Origin of the sequence: Longimicrobium sp. (assembly GCA_036387335.1) — a bacterium.
In the GTDB taxonomy this organism is placed as follows: Bacteria; Gemmatimonadota; Gemmatimonadetes; order Longimicrobiales; family Longimicrobiaceae; genus Longimicrobium.
Genome location: DASVTZ010000203.1, coordinates 60,185 through 80,258, shown reverse-complemented (window position 1 = coordinate 80,258; position 20,074 = coordinate 60,185). Strand labels below are relative to the sequence as shown.

Genomic DNA, 20,074 nt, shown 5'->3' with positions numbered 1-20,074 from the left:
TGCGCTGGACGCATTGCCAGGCGACGTAACCCTATCTTGCGAAAGTAGTTCGGTAGGTGGCGCGGATGGGACGGTATCGCTCCAGCAGGAGACACAGAGGCACAGAGGCACAGAGGCACAGAGGCACAGAGATGAAGTCGTCTCTGTGCCTCCAGGTGGCGATCAATCTTCTGCCGCCCGCTCCATCTCGGGGATGCGCCAGGCGGCGATGAGGGTGAGGACGCCCAGGAGGGCGATTCCCCAGAAGACGACGTGCAGGCTCTGCGACAGGCCCGCGCGGAGGAGGTCGAGCACCGCGGGGCTCAGGGCGCCGGAGGGGGCGGACTCGCCCATCAGCGACTGGATGCTGTCGAGCGAGACGCGTCCCTGCAGGCCCTCGCGGCGGATGTAGCGCGACATCATCAGGTTGAGGAGGCCGCCGAAGAGCGCCGCGCCCAGGGCGTTCCCCAGGATGCGCATCAGCATGTTGGATGCGGTGGCGACGCCGCGCTGGTTCCAGGGGACGCTGCTCTGGATGGCGACGAGCGAGGTGCTGGTGAGGAGGCCCAGGCCCACCCCCAGCACGAACGAACCGATCCCCGCCGGCACCGGCCCGAAGCCCGCCAGCAGCGCGATGGTCAGCGTCCCCGCGAGCACCGCGACGCCGCCCGCGCGCACGATACGCCGCACGCCCGTGGTCACGATGCGCCGCCCCGCGATGAAGGCGGCGAGCGGCCACCCCAGCGTCATCGCCGAGAGCGCGAAGCCTGCCATCAGCGCGGTCCCGCCCAGCACGCCCTGCACGAACGTGGGCAGGAACGTGACGATGCCGATCAGCAGGATCCCGGCGCCGAGCGTGGCGATGTTGCCGTAGCGGATGAGGCCGCTCGACCACAGGTCCATCTGCATCAGCGGGTCGGGCGCGCGGCGCTCCTGCTTGATGAAGAGGTAGAACGAGATGACGAAGAGCGCCAGCAGTCCCGCCACGATCCCGATCCCCCACGTGCTCGCCTGGGTCAGCGCCAGCATCAGCGACCCGACGCCGACGAGCAGGAGGAGCGCGCCGGGGTAGTCGATGCTGCGCTCCTTCGGCTCGAGCCCCTCGTGCAGGTAGATCGCGACCAGCCCGATGGACGCGAGCCCCAGCGGCAGGTTGACCCAGAAGATCCACGGCCACCCGATGCTGTGCACCAGCAGCCCGCCCGCCAGCGGCCCCACGATGGACGAGATCCCCCACACGCTGGAGATGTAGCCCTGGATGCGGCCGCGCTCCTCCAGCGTGTACAGGTCGCCGGCCAGCGTGGTGGTGATGGGCTGCACCGCGCCCGCGCCCAGCCCCTGAAGGAAGCGGTATCCCACCAGCGCCGTCATCGAGTGCGCGAAGCCGCAGAGCACCGAGCCCACGAGCAGGACCACCACGCCGCAGATGAACACCGGCTTCCTCCCCACCAGGTCGGAGAGCTTTCCGAAGATGGGGATGGCGATGGCCTGCATCAGCAGGTACGACGAGAAGACCCAGCTGTAGAGCGCGAACCCGCCCAGCTCGGACGCGATGCTGGGCATGGCCGTGGCCACGATGGTCCCCTCGATGGCGGACATGAACATCGCCAGGAGGAGCCCGGTGAATACGAGCGAGCGGTGGGTGGAGCGTTCCTTCACGCGACGATGCCGGGACGGAAGTGAGCCCGGCCTCCGAACAGTCCGGGGGCCGGGTGCGCGGTGCGTTTGCATCCCTCGTACCGCGGAGGCCGGCGCGGCGTACAGGCTCCAACAGAATGGCTCACGCGGAGACGCGGAGACGCAGAGAGAAACAGCCTGGAAGAGCCTCACACAGAGAACACAGAGAGAACCGCAAGCCACAGAGAACCCTCTTGCTGTTCTTCCTCTGTGGCTCTGTGTCTCTGTGTGAGCCATGCGGTCGCGATTCTCCGCGCCCTCCGCGTCTCCGCGTGAGACCCGCTGTTTTCAGCGCGGCGCCACGCGCACGGTGACGGGCGCGAACGCGTGGCCGGTCTTGAACGCGCGCCGCTCCCCGCGCACCACGTAATGCTCGCCGATGGACGCGGTGACGGTGAAGGCGCCGTCGGAATCGGCGACCCAGCGGTCGTGAAAGGACACGGAGTCGCCCGGCGCGAGGCGGTAGCGCTCCCCCGCGACCCCGCAGGGCCACGACTCCGAGGTCTTGTGCGCGACCCGGCTGCGGTCCGCGGGCACGACGCTGAAGACGACGGCGGGGGTGCAGCGCGCTTCCACCTCGATCGGCTCGTCGAACGGGTTGGCCAGCGTGGCGGTCAGGCGCAGCGTGTCGCCGGCGCGGGGGACTTCGGGGGAGGCAGCCAGGCGCATCTCCAGCTCGGGGCGGTGCACGGAGGCGGTGGGGCAGGCGGCAAGGATGACGAGGAGGAGCGCCGGTACGGTGTGTTTCATGGGTCGCGGTGAAGGGCGGAGAGGGGTGGCGGATGCCTGACGGTGCGGCCCGCGGGCGGGTTCTGCAAGGGGGGCGGGTGGCACGTGGCTGGCTCGCTTCTCGCGTTTGAAGCGGGGATATCCGGCGTTCGGCGCCCGGCTTTTCCGCCGGCACCGGAGCCCGCACCCGACTCGCGATGCTGCGCAACGTCACCCTTCGCTTCGGTGCCGCACCCGGCGAGCCCGCGCTCAGCTTCGCGCCGGGGCCGATGACGGTTTTCGTCGGGCCCAACAACTCGGGGAAGAGCCTGGCGCTGCGCGAGCTGGAGGCGCTGATCGAGAGCGGCGACCCCTCGCTCCTGCACATCGTGCGCTCCATCACCCCCTATCTTCCCGATGCGGAGACGGTGGAGCGGATGGTGCGCTCGCGCGAGGTGGAGGGCGAGCCGGTGGACGAAGGCTGGGTGCGCGTGCTGCGGCTGATGGCGCGCGACGAGGAGGGCGGAAAGCGCGCCACAGACCTGCTGGAGACTCCGCGCGAACAGCTCGTGAACCTGGCGGCGCTTCGGGCGGCGGTGGAGCACGGCGGCGGCCTCAGCGGCGAGGAGCTCCGCATGGTGAGCCGCGAGTTCCTGTCGCTGTTCACCCTGCGGCTGGACGGGCAGACGCGCCTCGCCCTCACGCAGCCAAGGCTCGCGCGCGACCTGCAGGCGAATCCCGCCAACCACCTGGCCGCGCTCTTCAAGGACGATGCGGCCCGCGAGCGCATCCGCGAGATCACGGCCGATGCGCTGGGGCTGTACTTCACCATCGATCCCACGGGAAGCCCGCGCTTCCGCATCCGCATGTCCGAGCGTGCGCCGCTGGACCTGGCGGAGGAGCAGGCGCTGGACGAGCGTGCCCGCGCCTTCCACGGCCGCGCGCACGACATCGCCACCATGAGTGACGGGGTGCGCGCCTTCACCGGCTTGACCGCGGCGGTGATGAGCGCCGACTACCGGCTGATGCTGGTGGACGAGCCGGAGGCCTTCCTGCACCCGCCGCTCATCCGCAAGCTGGGGAAGCGCCTGACGGAGCTCGCGGCCGAGCGCGGGGCCAACCTGCTCGCCTCCACGCACTCGCCCGACTTCGTGATGGGGTGCATCCAGAGCGGCAAGCGCGTGAACATCGTGCGCCTGACGTGGCGCTCGGGTGTCGCCAGCGCGCGCCTGCTCTCCGCGGACAAGCTGCAGACGATGATGCGCGACCCGCTCCTCCGCTCCACGGGGGTGCTGGGGGCGCTCTTCCACGAGGGCGCCATCGTCTGCGAAGCGGACGCCGACCGCGTCTTCTACGCCGAAATGAACGAGCGGCTGCTGGGCGCGCGGCGCGGAGGGGCGGACGGCTGCGTCTTCCTCAACGCGCAGAACAAGCAGACGATCCGCCGCATCGTGCGCCCCCTGCGCGAGATGGGGATCCCCGCCGTGGCGCTGGTGGACCTGGACATCTTCAAGGGGAAGGAAGACTTCCGCGAGCTGATGCGCGCGGGCTTCGTTCCGCCCGTCTTCTGGGAGCCGTGGGAGGAGCGCCGCAAGCGCCTCCACCAGGAGATGCGCAACGAGGACTACAAGTCGGGCGGCATCTACACGCTCCCGCGCGGTGCACGCCAGCAGGCGGACGCGCTGCTGGCCGGGCTGGCGGAATACGGCCTCTTCGTGGTGCCGGTGGGGGAGCTGGAGAACTGGCTGCCCGAGCTGGAGGTGGGTGGGCACGGGCCGGAGTGGCTGACGCAGGTCTTCCACCGCATGGGAACCGACCCGACGTCGCCCGACTACATGCGGCCGGCGGGCGGCGGGGTGTGGAAGTTCATGCAGCGCCTCGCCGCCTGGATCGCCGACCCGCACCGCCGCGGCATGGCCGACGAGGTCATCGACGTCGCCCACCAGATCGCCCCGCCCGAGGAGGACGAGGACGTGGGTGCGGTGGAGGGGGTGGCGGAGCTGGGGCGGGGGGTGAGTGCTGCCGCGAGGACAGGGCCGCGCACGGAGCGGGTGGAGAGGAAGGAGCGGAAGCCGGCGGCGTGAGGCCCCACCCCCAGCGTCGCTCCGCGACGCATCCCCCTCCCCCAAAACCTGCCTTGGGGGTGGGGGTGTTGGCGTGCATTGGTGCAGGGCTATCGGGGACGGGGCGCGGGCGGGCACGGGCAGCCACGCGGGGCGGCCCCTACGGGTTTCGGGGTGCGAGGGGCGGGGGGAGGTGCGGCGGCGAGGGCGGGCAGACACGCAGGTCTGCCCCTACGGGATTCGTGCGCGTGGGGCGGCGGACGGAGCGGGGGCGGGCACGGGCGCGATGAATCGCGCCCCTACGCGTTCCGGGACTGGACGATCTCCCCCCTCTCTCGATAACAGAGGCGCCAGCCTCTCCTGTTATCGAGAGAGGGGGGCCGGGGGGGTGAGGGCCCTACAACAACCCCCGCCGCTTCACGTCCAGGTAGCGGTTCACCGCCGAGGGCACGGCGTCCGTGGGGCGGGTGTCCGCGACCAACACGCCGGCGCGCTGCATGGCGGCGAGCGCGGCGGCGCGGGCCTGGAGTAGCTCCTCGGCGGCGGCGCGGCGGAAGACGTCGGCCTCGTCTTTGGCGGCGAGGGTGGCGGCGGCTTCCAGCTCGGGGTTGCGGATGGCGACGGCGATGGGGAGGTGCCGCTCCGCCGCGCGGCCCAGGTGCGCCACCAGCGCGGAAGAGGCTCGCGCGTCGATGATGTCCGTGAACATCACCAGCAGAGAGCGGCGGCGGAGCTGGTGCGCCAGGTAGGTGAACGCCGCCGGGTAGTTGGGCTCCACCATCTTCGCGTGCACGTCGCCCAGCGCGTCCGCCATGCGCGAGAGGGAGGCCTTGCTCGGCGGCAGGTACTGCGTGACGCGGTCGCTGAAGACGAGGAGCCCGACGAGGTCGCCGTGCAGCGCGGCCACGTCGGCCAGCAGCAGGGCGGCGGTCAGGGCATAGTCGAGGCGCTCCTGGCCGCCGATCTTCTGCGTCATCAGGCGGCCGGCGTCGATGGCGATCATCACGTTCTGCCGCTTCTCCACCTGGAACTGACGCACGATCATCTGCCCGCGGCGCGCGCTCGCCTTCCAGTCCATGCTGCGCGGGTCGTCGCCGCGCACGTACTCGCGCAGGCTCTCGAAGGAGCCGCCCTCGCCGCGCTGGCGGACGGCGCGGAAGCCGGCGTCGCGCAGGCGGTTGTGGAGGCCCAGCAGGCGGTAGCGGCGCAGCTCGGCCACTCCCGGCTGCACGCGCACGGCGTCCTCGCGCGTGACGCGGCGCTGCCTCCACGCGAGGCCGAGCGGGCCCAAGACGCGCAGGTGAACGTCACCGAACTGCGCGTCGCCGCGGCGCGCGGCGCGGACGCGGTAGGTGGCGCGCTCGGTGTGGCCGGGGCGGATGGTGAGCTCGCGCACGTCGCCGTCCAGCCTGGTAAGGATCGGCGGGAGGTCGTCGGTGATGCGCAGGTGGGTCGGGCGGGGGCCGTTGTTCTGGACCGAGAGCGTGACCTCCGCCTCGGCGTTGAGCGAGACGCGGCGGGGCGCGCGCCGCTCCACCCGCAGCGCGCGGGGCGCCAGGATGGCATCCACGGCGAAGAGGACCAGGAGGAGGGCGTCCGCCGCCAGCGCGCCCGCGGTGCTCAGCGGGTGGAGGAGCGCCGCGCCCGCCAGCACGATGAGGAAGCGGTGCGACGGAAGGACGCCGGGCGCCCACTCCCGGCGGGGCTTGCGGCTCACCGGATGGGCGCCGGAAGCGTCTGCAGGAGCCCGTTCAGCCGCTCGTCCACCGTCTGCCCCTCCACCTCAGCCTCGGGGGTCAGGATCACGCGGTGGCGCAGGACGGGAAGGACGAGCGCCTTCACGTCGTCCGGCGTCACGAAGTCGCGGCCGGAGAGGAAGGCTTCGGCGCGCGAGGCCAGAAAGAGGGCCACGCTCGCCCGCGGCGACGCGCCCAGCGCCAGCGTCGGCTCCTCGCGGGTCGCGCGCACGATGCGGGTGACGTAGTCGCGCACCGCCGGCTCCACGTGTACCGCCGCCACCGCCTGCCGCAGCCCGATCAGCTCCGCGGCCGACATCATGGGCGCCAGGCCGTAGCTCTCCACACGGTCGGCGCTGAAGCCCTCGGCGTAGCGGTCCAGGATGGCGCGCTCGGCGTCGTGGCCCGGGTAGCCGATGACGATCTTGAGAAGGAAGCGGTCGAGCTGCGCCTCGGGGAGCGGGTACGTCCCCTCGTACTCCACCGGGTTCTGCGACGCGAAGACGGTGAAGGAGGCGGGGAGGACGCGCGTCCTGCCGTCCACCGTCACCTGCCGCTCGGCCATCGCCTCCAGCAGGGCGGCCTGCGTCTTGGCGGGGGCGCGGTTGATCTCGTCCGCCAGCAGCAGGTCGGTGAAGATGGGGCCGGGATGGTAGACGAACTCGCGCTTGAGCTCGTCCAGCATGTTGACGCCCACCAGGTCGGTGGGCATCAGGTCCGGGGTGAACTGCACCCGCCCGAAGCGCAGCTCCAGCGCCAGCGCCAGCGAGCGGATGGAGAGCGTCTTGGCGGTGCCGGGGACTCCTTCCATCAGGGCGTGCCCGCCGGCCAGCAGCGCCACCATCATCTGGCGGAGCACGTCTTCCTGCCCCAGCACCACGGTGCCCAGCCGGTCCAGCACGGCCTGCGCGCGGTCGCCGGGGGCGGCCGGCGTTTCCAGGATCGTCACGTTCGTTTCGCCTCTTCCAGGAGTCGGTCCACGTCGCGTGAGAGCGCCACCAGGTCGGCGGCGTCACCCTTCTTCCATTCTTCCCTCAGCGCCGCCGCGGCAGGACCCGCGGAGGCGAACGAGGTCAGCTTCTCCAGCGTCTCGCGCTCGCCCGTGCCTTCGCGCGGCGGGCGGCGGCCCATGCGGCGCGCCAGCCCGGCCAGCAGCAGGCGGCGCGCGGTGCGCCGTGCGCCGCCCTGCCGGTACGCGCCGGCCAGCGCCTCCACGTGCTCCAGCGGCGAGCGCCGCAGTGCGGGCGCGGGCGCCAGGGGAGCGCCGAAGCGCCGCCCCGCCAGCAGGAGCAGCCCCAGCGCCGCCGCGAACCACTGCAGCGCCGCGTGCCCCCACGGGCGGTCGCGAAGAAAGCGCAGCGTGCCCGCCACGGCGCTGCCGCCGCCCCGGTAGCCGTGGTGGTACTCGTCGAAGTACACCGTGCGCCCGCCGCGCGCCAGCTCCGCCGCCGCCCGCGCGAAGACCGGCGCGGCGCCGCTCCCGCGCAACGTGTCGTTGACGAGCGGGCGCGGATCGCTCCACGCCACCACCCGCCCGCGTCCCAGAGGGAAGGTGGCCGCAACCGGCCGCTCGCCCACCGCCAGCAGCCGCGCCGCGCCGGCCCGCGCCAGCGCGGGGGAGCGGGGCGCGAAGGTGCGGCGGAATCCGTCCACTTTGACCACTCCGGCAGTCCACGCGTGGCGCGCGGCGAGGGCCGTGCGCACCTCGGTCTCCGCGCCCCACATCCGCAGCGTATCGCCCTTGAGATCGCGGAGCTGCAGCCCGAGCGAGTCGGCCACGTCGTCCCGCCGTCCCGCGACGTAGATCAGGGTGCCGCCGGCGCGCACCCACTGCGCCAGTGCGTGGATCTCGGCGGGGGAGACGCCCTCGCTGGGATCCACCAGCACCAGCGTCCCCGCGAGCGAGTCCGCGTCCACGTAGGGCGTCAGGCGGCGGCCCGTCTTCATCTTCAGGCGGCCCAGCAGGTCGTGCAGCGCCCGCGTACCCCACCGTGTGGAGTGGAAGGAGGAGGGGCGCGGATCGGCCGACTCCTGCCGCTGCGGCGTGGCCAGGGTGGAGAGGAGGGCGACCACCAGGAAGAGCAGCCCCAGCACCAGCATGTCGCGGCGGCTACCCACGCGCGCCCGCCTCGCCGGCGGCGGCGCGGAGCCGCTCATAGCCGTCCGGGTCCAGCGCCCGCCCGCCGAAGACCACCGGCTCGAAGCCGCGCACGAACGCGGCGAAGGGGCGCGCCACCTCGGGGTTTGCCCTCACCTCGCGGCGGTAGTCGCCCGGCGTCTTGGCCGGGTCGAAGCGCAGCGCGCCGCGGGCGTCCAGCCGCAGCACCAGCGCATTGTAGAGAGCCAGCGACGCTTCGCGCAGGCGCCCCTCGCCAGCGGCGCGCCGGGCCGCGCCCTCCCAGTCCGCCGCGGTGCGCGGGCCCCCCAGCGCCTCGCCGTCCTCACCGGGGCCGGGGCCGCGCTCGCTCGAGAAGGCGACGCCGCTGGTGTAGAAGAGGTGCGCCAGGAGGCCGATGGCGGCCGCGGCCAGGAGCACGGCCATGATGTAGAAGACGACGGGCCCCGCCTTCTCGACGGCGGCGATGCCGCTCAGCCGGTCCATGATCCAGCCGAGCGCCTTGCGGATCTGCTCGCGGATCATGTCCATCAGCCCCGGCGGCTTCGTCTGCGCCACGAAGTCCGGCTGCGCGTACACCTCGCGCAGCGCGCGGTCCACCTGCTCGACGCCGGGTAGCTGCATCGTCACCCCTCCAGCGCCATCCGCTGCACCGCCGCCTGCACGTCCATGGCGTCGACGCGCACGCGTCGGTCGAAGTACAGCAGCGTCTGCGCGGCGGTGGTCAGCGGCAGCGTCAGGATCAGGATCAGTTGCTCGGCGACCGGCCGCAGCCCCGATTGCGCGTACCCGCCCCCAAGCCACTGCCCGAACACGAGCTGCGCCAGGACGGGGAGCCGCCCGATCACGGTCAGCACCACCATCATCCCCAGGATCAGCCACCCCGCCCCGCGCGACAGGTGCGTGGAGCGATGCCGCGCCTCACGCGGCGTGGTGTCTTCGAGAACCGCCGTCTGCGACACCGCGAAGTAGCGGACGGCGACGATGATTCCCGGAATGATGAACAGGAAGAGGGCAGCCGCGATCGCGAGCCCGGCCACCATCGCCGCGCGCAGCAGTGTCCAGTAGCGTGCGCGCGACGTGGCGAACGCGCGGCGGACGTCCACCGGCAGCCCGTCGTACGCGTCCGCCGTGGCGCAGATGAGCGCGCCGGACGCCAGGAGGCCCGGGAGCCCGCCCACGACCGCGAGCAGCAGCCACGCGCCGGACTGCTTCACGCCGGCCGCCAGCAGCAGGAGCTGGCACGCCAGCACGGGCGCCAGCGGAAGGGCGGACAACTTGAGGAAGGCGGCGAAGTTGCGGCGGTACAGGACGAACGCGCCGTCCAGGATCTCCCCGAACCCCAGCGGCCGAAGGTGTGGCTGGTACGTGGAGCCGGCCGGGCGGGGAAGCTCCCCGGCCCCGGCCTGCGTGGCGAGTTCCATCACCGGGCCGCGAAGGTGTCGGCCGCGAGCTGGTCGGTGGCGAGCTGCACGTCGAACGCCTCCGTGCGGACGCGGCGGTCGAAGTACAGGATGACGATCGATGCGATCATGAAGGGGGTGGTGAGCGCGCCCACCACCGAGTTCGCCACCTGCTGGGTCCAGAAGCTCCCCGCGCTGGGGACCGCCCCGGGGTTGGTGAACGCCGCGAAGCCGCCCGTAACCGCCATCACGACGATCATGGGCAGCGCGATGATGAGGAAGGTGACGAACACGATCCCCGCCACCCGCGGGAGGGCTCCCCGCGCCAGCCGGATGGAGCGCCCGATCGCCTCGATCGGCCCCTTTCTCTCGATCACGATGGCGGGCAGCACGGCGAACAGGGTGGACATGGCGGCGATCATGGCCCCCATCGCCAGGATCATCACCGGCACCATGAGCACCACCGTGGCGGTCGGGCTCCCGATGCCCACCCCGATCGCCGCGAAGATCCCCCCGACCACCGCGCCGATCAGGATGACGATGAACATGCTCACGACCAGGATCAGGTACGCCACGATCATGGAGAGCAGGAGCGGGAAGAAGGCCCGCAGCCCGCGGCGGTAGCCGTCGCCCACCGAGACCTCGCCGCCGGTCCACGCCTCGCCCACCATGCGCGTGAGCGCGGACCACATCACGAGCTGGACGATGAAGCCCAGCAGGATGAGCGGGATCATCGCCGCGCCGACGGCGGCGGCCGCGTCCGCCGGCTTGGCGCTCAGCGCCGAGCGGGTGAAGACGCCCGTCATCAGCATGCTGGGGATGAGGGGGAGCAGCGCCGCGCTCACCAGCAGCACGAAATGGCGGCGGTACAGGCTGAAGGCGCTGTCCAGGATCTCCCCGAAAGACAGGGGGCGGAGGTGCGACGTGCTCATGGAGGGGGAGGGCGCGGGTAAGAGGGCAGGAGGACGCCCATTCTAGGCCATTCGCGTGCCGGGTGTCAACCTCGGCGGAAACGGATGGATGTCAGCGCACCCGCACCCGCACCGGCCGCGACGCCCCCTCGGCCACGGGGCGGTGCCGCTCGTCGGACCAGGTGAGCTGGAGCGTCTGCTCGCCGCCAGGGAGGGCCGGCACGGTCCAGCGGTAGCGGTTGCCGCCCAGCGGCTGCACGTCGCCGGGGGCGGCCATGAGCTCGGCTTCGCCCGCGCGCAGATGAAGGTGCCGCCCCGCCGCGTTCCACCCCAAGGGCCCCGCCTCCAGGCGCGTCCCCGCATCGAACACCACCGCCACCGGCAGCGCCACCTCCGCCCCCTCGCGCGGCTCGATCAGCGTGATGGCCGGCGCGGCGGCCGGCCTGCCCGCCCCCGCGTCCGCTGGCCCGCCCCGCAGGAGAAAGAACAGCGCCATCATCGCCAGCACCGCCGCCACGATCCCGTACACCCGGTCCATCACGAGCGGCCGCGCGTCTGCTTCCCTGTTCATCTTCGACCGTGTTCAGGTGATTTCGAGCACCCAAGATGCTGGCGCGGCGCGGCGGGCGCGAGTGACTGCCGTTGGAGTGCCGACGGGTTGCCGGAGTTCGCGTCTCAGGATAGAGTCGGGAGCCGGCGGAATCCTCACAACCGTGTGCGCGCATGTTCACCAACGCGAGACAGCAGGCCCTGCTGGCATCGCTCACGGCGGCCGTGACGGTGCTGGCGTTCGTGGGCGTGCGGCTGGGGCTTTCGAGCCCGCTGGAGGCGGCGGGCGTGGCGACCGGCGCCGTGTGCGTGTGGCTCACCGTGCGGGAGAGCGTCTGGAACTTTCCCTTGAGCCTCGCCAACGTGTCGCTGTTCTGCGTCCTCTTCGTCGGCGCGAAGCTGTACGCGGATGCAGGGCTGCAGGTGGTGTACTTCGCGCTCTCCATCATCGGCTGGTACCTGTGGCTGCACGGCGGCGAGCGGGGCACGGCGCTCCGCATCTCCCGCATCGGCGCGCGCCAGGCGGCGTGGCTGGCCGCCGTGGGCGCCACGCTGACCGCCGTGCTCTGGATCACGCTGCGCCTCGCGGGCGGCAGCGCATCGTTCTTCGACGCGCTCACCACCAGCATCTCGCTCTGCGCGCAGTGGATGCTGAATCGCAAGTACGTCGAGAGCTGGTACGCATGGATCGCGGCCGACCTCATCTACATCCCGCTCTACGCCTACAAGGAGCTGTACCTCACGGCCGGTCTCTACGCCGTCTTCCTGGTGATGGCGACGATGGGCCTCTTTCACTGGCGGGGGAGCTGGCGGGCGCTGCCGGTGGCGGCCGCGTGACGCTGGGGTTCGTCGTCGGCAAGTTCTATCCGCCGCACCGGGGCCACAGGCACCTCATAGAGACGGCGCGCCGCGCCTGCGACCGGCTCGTAGTGCTGCTCCCCCACCACCCGTCGCAAAAGATCCCGGGCGAGCTGCGCAGGGCCTGGCTGGAGGAGATCCATCCGGACTGCGAGATCCACCTCGTTCCCGACGAGCTGGGCGAGGACCTGGGGGAGTGGGCGCGCTTCGCGACGGAGCATCTCGGGCGCGCCCCGGACGTGGTGTTCAGCAGCGAGGACTACGGCCCGCGCTTCGCCGCGCTCCTGGGTTGCCGGCACGTGATGGTGGACCGCGACCGGGCCGCGTTCCCCATCTCGGGTACGGCCGTGCGCTCGGCGCCGCTGGAGAACCTGGAGTGGGTGGAGCCCTGCGTCCGCGCGTACCTGGTGCGGCGAGTGGTGCTGATCGGCGCCGAATCCACCGGCAAGACCACGCTGGCCCGGATGCTCGCCGAGCGTTACGAAACGGCGTGGGTGGAGGAGTTCGGGCGCGAGTACTGGCAGGCGAAGGTGGGCGCCGGGGGCGTGCTTCCCATGCCGCCCGCGGAGCCGCTGGACTGGGCGAGCGAAGAGTTCCGGGACATCGCGGCCCGGCAGCAGGAGCGGGAGAACCGGCTGGCGCGCACCGCCAACCGCGTGCTGCTCTGCGACACCAACGCGTTCGCGACGGGCACCTGGCACGAGCGCTATCTGGGCCGGCGCGACGAGGAGGTGGATGCCATCGGCCGCCGCGACCGCGTGGACCTGTACCTGCTGGCGGAGCCCGATTTCCCGTTCGTGCAGGATGGCTGGCGCGACGGCCAGTCAATCCGTGACTGGATGCACGGGCGGTTCGTGGAGCAGCTCGCCGCGCTCCCCACACCCGTGGTGCGGCTGCGCGGCCCGCTCGAATCGCGCCTCGCCGCCGCCAGCGCCGCCATCGACGCCCTGCTCGCGCGACCGTTCGACCTCTGATGCCGCCTGGCGAATGCCCTGCTGTAGACGAACGTTGCGCCTAGAGTGCGGAGTGCGGCCGGACAACGACGTGTCGTCCGGCCGTTTCTCGTTTCCAGGCTACTTCCGTTCGATTTCGCGCCGCGCTTCTGGAGAACGGCACGGACTGTCGCCGTAGCATCGGCGCCTGCGCACTCGCATCATCGCACGCTCCTTAGACGGTCCGCGCGCCGAAAATGAGGGCGTCACACGTGTGTTTCGCCGACTACATGTGTTTCCCTCCAACCTTGGCCGTTTGGTTCCGGCCGATTACAATCGGTGCCCGACGCGCTGAGAATCGTTGGGCGCGGATCGCCGGGCCCGTGTGAGTCTGTGCGGAGCGGTAGCCACGTTGTGGTCGAAAAGGAGAACTACCCCACCCGGGTTCCATGCCGGTAGCCGTAGTTCCCAACCATTACAATCCTCCGGCAGTTCATTGGCCGCTTATTCACGCGAGGGGGAAGTGATGCACAAGAGCGGGCGCGGGCTAGCCGCTCGCCTCCGTGCGACGTTCCTACTCCTGGTGTGTGGGGGAGCAGCGTGCGGGCGAGCACCGGCGCAAAATCAGGGACCAAACCCGGGAGGGCAGGAGTGCAGGGTGTCTGCGGGGCCGCCCCGCCCAGTCAGGCTACCTGACGGTTCCCGCATCCTGGTTGATGCGAGCAGCATGGCTGTCCAGGGGAACTCCGTGTTGATTCTCGGCTCCCCTGCTTACGTATTCAATGGTCCGAGTAACACGACGGGCGCTACTGTGATCGGGATCGTGCGGAACGGACACGGGAGGATCTCGACCGTTCCGTCCCCGATATCCACCGACAGCGTGCGTGATGCTCAAGCGATTGCCGCAAAAGGGGGTGGCTGGCATGTGCTATTCGCTACGGGCACGCGCGGCACTAAGTGGAGCCTCTTTGCATACGGGACGGTCGATATCTGGTACGCGCACTATGACGGCCGGAGGTGGACTGGAACCCAGCGTGTCGCCCGAGCTCGCTCCGCGATGATTTCGCCCCGGCTCGCCAGCGGTCCGATAGAAACAGATCAGGGGCTCGCCTTCGCCTATATCTATGACCGCTCCTCCGAGCTGCGCTCCAACGCGGAGGGCAATCAGGGCCTGGTCATGTTGGTCAGACGTCCGAGCGGTTGGGCGGCCGATACCCTGCGGACCTGGGAAGCACCAGAGTCAGTCCATCTCACCGTGATCAACGGGCGCATACGTGCGTTCATCGCGCAGTCATACTTCACGGGCGGGCGTCCGCACGGTCCCGCTCTATTTGCTGCCGATTACAACGATGGCTGGGGAACCCCACGCCTAGTCGACGACCCCGCGCCAGAGTACGTGCCCGAGGTCTTGAAGACCGCAGGCGGCGAAAACGCACGCGGGGTATCGTGGCTCAAAGCGGCTCGGGGGCCCGAGAAAAGACGCCTCGTTTGGGAGGCGCTTGACGACGAAGGTACCAGTCAGCGATCAGTATTTACACAGATGGAACCGGGGGACATACCGGCGATCGTCGGGCTCGGTGATCGAACAATGGTGTGGCTGACGCGCGATGCGGACTCACGCGAACGGCTGAGAGTGTACGCTGCGGCGGACACCCGTGTCCGGGATGCCGGTACCGTGGCCGTGCCCCTGATGAACTTCGTTACGAAGGCGGTCCCGCTGAAGGATGGGCGAATTCTCGTACTTACGGGTGGCCCTGATCCAACACCGGGCGCGGAGCCGCCATTCGCAAGTTATCTCACGGAAATCGCCGTGGGATGCACCGTCGACCGCCGCTGACGCGGGCAGAAATGGACTTTGTCCGGACGTACGTCTCTCTGCCCCTAAGGCATCACCGTCTCGGCGCTCAGCAGTCAGCATCAGACCGGTAGTGCGGCGCGCGAGTAAGGCGTCGTTGATACGTCCGGACACCTGACTTTGCCCGAAGCTTGCGGGGGGATGGACGCACGATGCTGCGTCCTCCCCTCGTACAGGCAAAGATGCTCTCGATGATTCGCCGCGCGCTGCCGCTGGCGGGCGCGCTGGCTTGCTCCACGCTGCACGCGCAGGAGGTGCGGCGCGACACGGTGCCGGTGGCGCTCGACACGCTGGCGGTGCGGGTGCTGCGCGTGCCGCTCCCTCTGGTCCGCGCGCCGTACGCGGTGAGCGCGGTGGGCGGCCCCGAGCTGACACGCGCGCGGCCGGGGCTGGCGCTCAACGAGACGCTGGTGGCGATCCCGGGCGTGCAGGTCGACAATCGGTTCAACTACGCGCTCGGCGAGCGCATCTCCATCCGCGGCTTCGGCGCGCGGGCGCAGTTCGGGGTGCGCGGCGTGCGCGTGCTGGTGGACGGCGTCCCCGCCACAATGCCGGACGGCCAGACGACCCTCAACCACGTCGACCCCGCGACGCTGGGCTCCGCCGAGGTGATCCGCGGGCCGGCGGCTGCGCTGTACGGCAACGCGTCCGGCGGCGTGATCCGCCTCTCGACGCTCCGCCCCGTCGATGGGCCGCTGGTGGCCGAGGGGCGCGTCGTGGCCGGGAGCGACGGCCTCCTGCGCACGCAGGGGAGCGTGGGGGGCGCCGCCGGGCACTTCCGCTACCAGGCCGACGCATCGCGGCTCGCCTACGACGGCTATCGCACCCACGCGTCGGCGGAGAACGTGCTGGGCGGCGGCGTCGTGTCGTACCGCCGCGGCGGCGACGAGCTGCGCGTCACCGGGCGCTTCGTGCGCTACGACGCGCTGAACCCCGGCTCGCTTAGCGACTCACTCCTGCGCGTGGACCGCACGCAGGCCTTCGCGCGCAACGTGGCGCAGCGCACCGGCGAGGAGGGGCGCCACGGCCAGGTGGGCGCAACCTGGGAGCATGCGCTGGGCGCGGGTGCGCTCGAGGTGGCGGCATACGGGCTTACACGCTCGCTTGACAACCCCATCCCCGACCGCATCATCGACCTGGACCGGCGCGTGGGCGGCATCCGCGCGTCGCTCTCGGGGCGCACGGGGAGCGGGGCCGCGTCGCTGCGCTGGACGGCCGGCGCCGAGACGGAGCTGCAGCGCGACGACCGCCGCAACCACGCCAACCAGGCCGGCGCACGCGGCGCCCTCCTCCTGGACCAGAGGGAGCGGGTGCGGTCGCGCGCCGCCTTCGCGCTCGCCACCGTCTCGCTCGGCGGACGGGTGGACGTGCTGGGCGCCCTCCGCCACGACGGCTTCCGCTTCTCGGCCGACGACCGGCTGGTGAGCGCCACCAACCCCGACGACTCCGGTTCGCGCACGCTCGGCCACTGGAGCCCGACGCTGGGGGTGTCCGTGACCGCGCTGCGCGGGGTGAACGTGTACGCCAACTACGCGCACGCCTTCGAGACCCCCACGACCACCGAGCTGGCGAACCGGCCGGGCGGCGCGGGAGGCTTCAACCCCGAACTTGAGCCGCAGGTGACGGATTCGTACGAGTTGGGAAGCAAGGCGCAGGCGGGGCCGCTGCGGGTGGAGGCCGCCGTGTACGACGCGCGGATCCGGGACGAGCTGATCGGCTTCCAGGTTCCCGAGGCGCCGGACCGCACCTTCTTCCGCAACGCCGGCCGCTCGCGGCGCCGTGGAGCGGAGGTGAGCGCCGCCCTCTCGCCGCGCCCCGGCGTCACGGCGCGCGCGGCGTACAGCTACACCGACGCGCGCTTCACCGAGTACGTCGTCGGGACCGGCAGCGCGGCGGTGGACCTGGAGGGCATCCGCGTTCCTGGCATCGCGCCGCACCGCTGGGAGGGGACGCTGAACGTGGCGACCCCCCGCGGTCCCTTTGCCGGGCTGGACGCGCGCCGCGTCTCCTCGATCCCCGTGCGCGACGACGACCGCGCGGGCGCCTTCCGCTCGCCCGCGTACTCGCTGCTGGACGTGCGCGCCGGGTGGGAGGCGCTGCGCGTGGGCCGGGCGCGCGTGACGCCCTCGGCGGGGGTTACCAACCTGTTCGACGTGCGCTACAACGCCTCGGTGGTGGTCAACGCGTTCGGGCGGCGCTTCTACGAGCCGGGGCCGGGGCGCGCGCTGTACACCGGGGTCGCGGTGGCGCTGGGCGCCGCGCGATGAGGCTGGCGCGCGTTTCGCACCGGCCGTGTTTGGAACCGATCCACATCCGCTTCGAGGAGGGCACGATGAAGAAGTACCTTGATCCCCGCTTCCTGCTGGCCTTCGCGATGATCGTTGTGGCGGGCGCGTGTGCCAGCACCTCGGGCGGCGGGCAGTCGGGCGCGGCGGGCGAACGCCAGCGCGGAGTGACGATCGAGATCGAGAACACTGGCACGCTGTCGGGCGACCTCACCGTGTACGTGGTCGGGGTGAGCGGCACGCGGCAGCTCCTCGGCAGCGTGGCGCCCAACCGGAACGCGTCCCTCCAGTACCGCGGCCCGATGGTTGGCGGGCAGTACCGCCTGCTCGCCCGACCCAATGGCGGACGCGACATCCTCTCCAACCCCTTCAGCTTCAGCGGCGCGAGCACCATCCGCTGGAACATCCAGTCCAACATCGCGGTCGCGGTGGATTGAGGAGGCGGGGTTCGGCGCGTGGCGGGGCACGGGCAGCCACGCGGGGCTGCGCCCTACGGGTTTTGGTGGCGGGGGCGGCGAGGTTAGTGGGGGGCGCTACAGCGCCGGCAAAATGCTGGGACCTGCGGCAAACTCGCCTGATGTTGCGGCACGTGAAATGCGCGTCGATTAAGGTCCAAAATGGACGGGCGCTCCGGCGCTGCGTCGTATCCCATCCTGCGCACCGCGAGGCCGCGCCATGCCGCGCAAACGCCTTCACCGCGCGCTGCTGCCCCTGCTGGCGGCTGCGGCCCTCTCGTCCTGCGAGTACGTCAAGCTGCTGAGGCCCAGCGTGCTGAAGCAGCTCAACCCGCGCGTGGTGCGGCTGGTCAACGAGCTTCCGCGGGTGGACGACCCCAACGAGGAGACCGTCGCGCGGCTCTTTGCGCATGGGGGGCTGGACCGCGCAAAGGTGGGGAGCGACGGGGTGATGCGCGCCACCGTGCGCGTGCCCAAGGGCGAGTACATCTGGTACCCCGCCATCGTGGTGATGCCGCGCGGGGGCGAGCTGGAGCTGGACTTCTACAACGAGGACCCCTTCTCGTACCACGCCGCCTTCCTCCCCAACGCGGGAAACCGCCACGCGCTCTTCCTGCCCGTGGGCTCGCACGGGCGCGCGCGCATCCGGCTGGACCAGCCGGGGCTCTACTGGTTCGGGTGCCCCGTGGCCAACCACGCGCCGCGCGGCATGCTGGGGCTGATCATGGTGAGCGGCGAAGTCCCCGCGGAAGCGAAGCTGGATCGTCCCCGGCAGCCCCGGCACTGAGGCGAGAACCATGATCCGAACCCTCCGACGCGCCTCCGCGCTCCTCGCCCTCGCCGCCGCCGCCGCGTGCGCCAGCAGGCCGCCCAACTGGCCGGTGACGGAGACCAGCAAGCCGATGACGGCCTTCAACGAGGCGATGCGCGGCTCGGCCCCACCCGTCACGCAGGGAGTGGACGGCGAGCGCATCCGCCGCGCGCGCGCCGAGCCGCAGAACTGGCTCACGTACTACGGCGCGTACGACGGCCAGCGCTTCAGCAGCCTCGACCAGATCAACACCTCCAACGTGCGTGGCCTGCGCCCCGCCTGGAACTTCCAGTTCGCGCCGGTCGGGCTGATGGCCACCCCCGCCACCTACTCGTGGGAGGCGGCGCCCATCGTGGTGGACGGCGTGATGTTCATCTCCGGCTACGACGGCTACGTGTGGGCGCTGGACGCGGCCACGGGCGAGCTGCTCTGGCAGTACAAGCACGAGATCCCGCTCGACGTGCCCCTCTGCTGCGGCAACGTGAACCGCGGCGTGGCGGTGGCCGGCGGGCGCGTCTACTACGCAACCACCAACGGCTACCTGGTGGCGCTCGATGCCACCAGCGGCCGCCTCGTCTGGCAGAAGGCGTTCGCCGACGTTCGGGCGGGGGAGAGCGCGACGCTGGCGCCGCTCGTCGTCAAGAACCTGGTGGTCGTGGGGAGCTCGGGCGCGGAGTACGGGGTGCGCGGCCACATCGACGCCTTTGACCAGGCCACCGGCAACCGCGTGTGGCGCCGGTACAACGTCCCGAAGCCAGGCGAGCCGGGCTCGGAGTCGTGGCCGGCGGAGGCGTGGGCGCGCGGCGGCGGCACGGCATGGGTCACCGGCACCTACGATCCCGAGCTCGACCTCCTCTACTGGGGCACGGGCAACCCGGGCCCGGTGTTCGACGGCGGCCCGCGTCCCGGCAACAACCTGTACACCAGCTCGGTCGTCGCCATCGATCCGGACGATGGCGCCCTGCGCTGGCACTACCAGTGGACGCCGCACGACGTGTGGGACTACGACGGCGTCAACGAGAACATCCTCTTCGAGCAGGGCGGGCGGCGGCTGCTGGGGCACTTCGACCGCAACGGCTACTTCTTCGTCCTGGACCGCACCAACGGCCAGCTCGTGCGCGCCGCACCCTTTGCCCGCGCCACCTGGGGCACCATCGACGGCACCACGGGACGCGTCACCCCGCGCCTGATCCCCACGCCCGAGGGCACGGAGATCTGCCCTGGGCCGGCGGGGGCGAAGGAGTGGCCGCACGCCTCGTACAGCCCCCAGACTGGGCTCTTCTACGTCCCCGTGATCGACGTGTGCGCCCGCTTCAAGCGCGGCCCCGTCCACTTCCGCGAGAGCATGTACTACCTCGGCGGCGAGGCGGACGTGCGCAGCTACGAGCAGACGGGGTACGTGAAGGCGATCGACGTCAACGGCCGCGAGGTGTGGTCGTGGCGCGGCGAGCATCCCATGGTGGCGTCGATGCTGAGCACGGCGGGCGGGCTGGTGTTCACGGGCGAGCCCAACGGCCGCTTCAACGCCTGGGACGCGCGCACCGGCGCCCTGGTGTGGAGCTACCAGACGGGCAACGGTATCCACAGCAACCCGGTCACCTACAGCGTGCGCGGCAAGCAGTACATCGCCGTCCCCACAGGATGGGGCGGCTGGCTGGAGGGTTACGCGCCGGAGATGTACGGCGCGCCGCGGGGGAGCGCGCTGTTCGTGTTCGCGCTGCCGTGAGGGGGTGAGG

General features: G+C 71.3%; 17 protein-coding genes. 8 read left to right on the top strand and 9 right to left on the bottom strand.

Translation table 11 applies throughout. The features are described from left to right. Positions 1-162: 162 nt before the first annotated feature. Together VF647_20380 and VF647_20375 are read right to left on the bottom strand one after the other, a co-directional pair. Complete coding sequence (locus VF647_20380) at positions 163-1,638, bottom strand: MFS transporter (protein ID HEX8454449.1); 1,476 nt, start codon at positions 1,636-1,638, stop codon at positions 163-165. Between the two features lie 306 nt (positions 1,639-1,944). Then, positions 1,945-2,406 carry a hypothetical protein gene (locus VF647_20375; GenBank protein ID HEX8454448.1) on the bottom strand — a complete coding sequence of 154 codons (462 nt, stop codon included), beginning with the start codon at positions 2,404-2,406 and terminating at the stop codon, positions 1,945-1,947. 176 nt (positions 2,407-2,582) lie between these two features. Here VF647_20375 and VF647_20370 point away from each other — a divergent pair, with 176 nt between their 5' ends. After that, entirely contained in the window at positions 2,583-4,448 is a 1,866-nt protein-coding gene (locus tag VF647_20370) for an ATP-binding protein (GenBank protein ID HEX8454447.1), read from the top strand. Between the two features lie 376 nt (positions 4,449-4,824). On the opposite strand, the gene VF647_20365 is transcribed toward VF647_20370, so the two are convergent. The 7 genes from VF647_20365 to VF647_20335 form a co-directional block, all read right to left on the bottom strand. Next, complete coding sequence (locus VF647_20365) at positions 4,825-6,144, bottom strand: DUF58 domain-containing protein (protein HEX8454446.1); 1,320 nt, start codon at positions 6,142-6,144, stop codon at positions 4,825-4,827. Continuing rightward, the gene (locus VF647_20360; protein HEX8454445.1) at positions 6,141-7,112 is read right to left on the bottom strand and encodes a MoxR family ATPase; all 972 of its coding nucleotides are present in this window, start codon (positions 7,110-7,112) and stop codon (positions 6,141-6,143) included. The genes VF647_20365 and VF647_20360 overlap by 4 nt, the downstream gene beginning before the upstream one ends. Then, the gene (locus VF647_20355) at positions 7,109-8,320 is read right to left on the bottom strand and encodes a DUF4350 domain-containing protein (GenBank protein ID HEX8454444.1); all 1,212 of its coding nucleotides are present in this window, start codon (positions 8,318-8,320) and stop codon (positions 7,109-7,111) included. The genes VF647_20360 and VF647_20355 overlap by 4 nt, the downstream gene beginning before the upstream one ends. Continuing rightward, on the bottom strand, positions 8,274-8,903 hold the full coding sequence (locus VF647_20350) for a DUF4129 domain-containing protein (GenBank protein ID HEX8454443.1): 630 nt from the start codon (positions 8,901-8,903) through the stop codon (positions 8,274-8,276). The genes VF647_20355 and VF647_20350 overlap by 47 nt, the downstream gene beginning before the upstream one ends. Before the next feature lie 2 nt (positions 8,904-8,905). Next, positions 8,906-9,703, bottom strand: coding sequence for a hypothetical protein (locus VF647_20345; GenBank protein HEX8454442.1), 798 nt, complete (start codon positions 9,701-9,703; stop codon positions 8,906-8,908). After that, on the bottom strand, positions 9,703-10,614 hold the full coding sequence (locus VF647_20340; protein ID HEX8454441.1) for a hypothetical protein: 912 nt from the start codon (positions 10,612-10,614) through the stop codon (positions 9,703-9,705). The genes VF647_20345 and VF647_20340 overlap by 1 nt, the downstream gene beginning before the upstream one ends. Before the next feature lie 91 nt (positions 10,615-10,705). Next, positions 10,706-11,164, bottom strand: a complete 459-nt coding sequence (locus VF647_20335; protein ID HEX8454440.1) for a hypothetical protein — start codon at positions 11,162-11,164, stop codon at positions 10,706-10,708. 152 nt (positions 11,165-11,316) lie between these two features. On the opposite strand from VF647_20335, the gene pnuC reads away from it, so the two are divergent. From pnuC to VF647_20300, 7 genes are all read left to right on the top strand, one after another. Next, positions 11,317-11,979: a nicotinamide riboside transporter PnuC gene (pnuC, locus tag VF647_20330; protein ID HEX8454439.1), complete on the top strand. Its 663-nt coding sequence runs from the start codon at positions 11,317-11,319 to the stop codon at positions 11,977-11,979. After that, positions 11,976-12,974 (top strand): AAA family ATPase, encoded by a 999-nt coding sequence (locus tag VF647_20325; protein HEX8454438.1) that lies wholly within the window; start codon positions 11,976-11,978, stop codon positions 12,972-12,974. The genes pnuC and VF647_20325 overlap by 4 nt, the downstream gene beginning before the upstream one ends. A gap of 1,015 nt (positions 12,975-13,989) precedes the next feature. Beyond that, positions 13,990-14,769 (top strand): hypothetical protein, encoded by a 780-nt coding sequence (locus tag VF647_20320; GenBank protein ID HEX8454437.1) that lies wholly within the window; start codon positions 13,990-13,992, stop codon positions 14,767-14,769. A 170-nt stretch (positions 14,770-14,939) separates the two neighbouring features. Next, a complete protein-coding gene (locus VF647_20315; protein ID HEX8454436.1) occupies positions 14,940-17,054 on the top strand; it encodes a TonB-dependent receptor in 2,115 nt (704 codons plus the stop codon). A 65-nt stretch (positions 17,055-17,119) separates the two neighbouring features. Further along, positions 17,120-17,509: a hypothetical protein gene (locus tag VF647_20310; protein ID HEX8454435.1), complete on the top strand. Its 390-nt coding sequence runs from the start codon at positions 17,120-17,122 to the stop codon at positions 17,507-17,509. Positions 17,510-17,747: 238 nt separating this feature from the next. Beyond that, the gene (locus VF647_20305) at positions 17,748-18,314 is read left to right on the top strand and encodes an MSMEG_3727 family PQQ-associated protein (protein HEX8454434.1); all 567 of its coding nucleotides are present in this window, start codon (positions 17,748-17,750) and stop codon (positions 18,312-18,314) included. A 10-nt stretch (positions 18,315-18,324) separates the two neighbouring features. After that, positions 18,325-20,064 carry a PQQ-dependent dehydrogenase, methanol/ethanol family gene (locus tag VF647_20300; protein HEX8454433.1) on the top strand — a complete coding sequence of 580 codons (1,740 nt, stop codon included), beginning with the start codon at positions 18,325-18,327 and terminating at the stop codon, positions 20,062-20,064. Positions 20,065-20,074: the final 10 nt, after the last annotated feature.

What these genes read in the sequence shown, in the direction of transcription:
- VF647_20345 (HEX8454442.1), bottom strand. Translation starts at nt 9,703, where the DNA reads ATGGAACTCGCCACGCAGGCCGGGGCCGGGGAGCTTCCCCGCCCGGCC.
- VF647_20355 (HEX8454444.1), bottom strand. Translation starts at nt 8,320, where the DNA reads ATGAGCGGCTCCGCGCCGCCGCCGGCGAGGCGGGCGCGCGTGGGTAGC.
- VF647_20305 (HEX8454434.1), top strand. Translation starts at nt 17,748, where the DNA reads ATGCCGCGCAAACGCCTTCACCGCGCGCTGCTGCCCCTGCTGGCGGCT.
- pnuC (HEX8454439.1), top strand. Translation starts at nt 11,317, where the DNA reads ATGTTCACCAACGCGAGACAGCAGGCCCTGCTGGCATCGCTCACGGCG.
- VF647_20320 (HEX8454437.1), top strand. Translation starts at nt 13,990, where the DNA reads ATGATTTCGCCCCGGCTCGCCAGCGGTCCGATAGAAACAGATCAGGGG.
- VF647_20310 (HEX8454435.1), top strand. Translation starts at nt 17,120, where the DNA reads ATGAAGAAGTACCTTGATCCCCGCTTCCTGCTGGCCTTCGCGATGATC.
- VF647_20335 (HEX8454440.1), bottom strand. Translation starts at nt 11,164, where the DNA reads ATGAACAGGGAAGCAGACGCGCGGCCGCTCGTGATGGACCGGGTGTAC.
- VF647_20300 (HEX8454433.1), top strand. Translation starts at nt 18,325, where the DNA reads ATGATCCGAACCCTCCGACGCGCCTCCGCGCTCCTCGCCCTCGCCGCC.
- VF647_20375 (HEX8454448.1), bottom strand. Translation starts at nt 2,406, where the DNA reads ATGAAACACACCGTACCGGCGCTCCTCCTCGTCATCCTTGCCGCCTGC.
- VF647_20340 (HEX8454441.1), bottom strand. Translation starts at nt 10,614, where the DNA reads ATGAGCACGTCGCACCTCCGCCCCCTGTCTTTCGGGGAGATCCTGGAC.
- VF647_20350 (HEX8454443.1), bottom strand. Translation starts at nt 8,903, where the DNA reads ATGCAGCTACCCGGCGTCGAGCAGGTGGACCGCGCGCTGCGCGAGGTG.
- VF647_20370 (HEX8454447.1), top strand. Translation starts at nt 2,583, where the DNA reads ATGCTGCGCAACGTCACCCTTCGCTTCGGTGCCGCACCCGGCGAGCCC.
- VF647_20315 (HEX8454436.1), top strand. Translation starts at nt 14,940, where the DNA reads ATGCTGCGTCCTCCCCTCGTACAGGCAAAGATGCTCTCGATGATTCGC.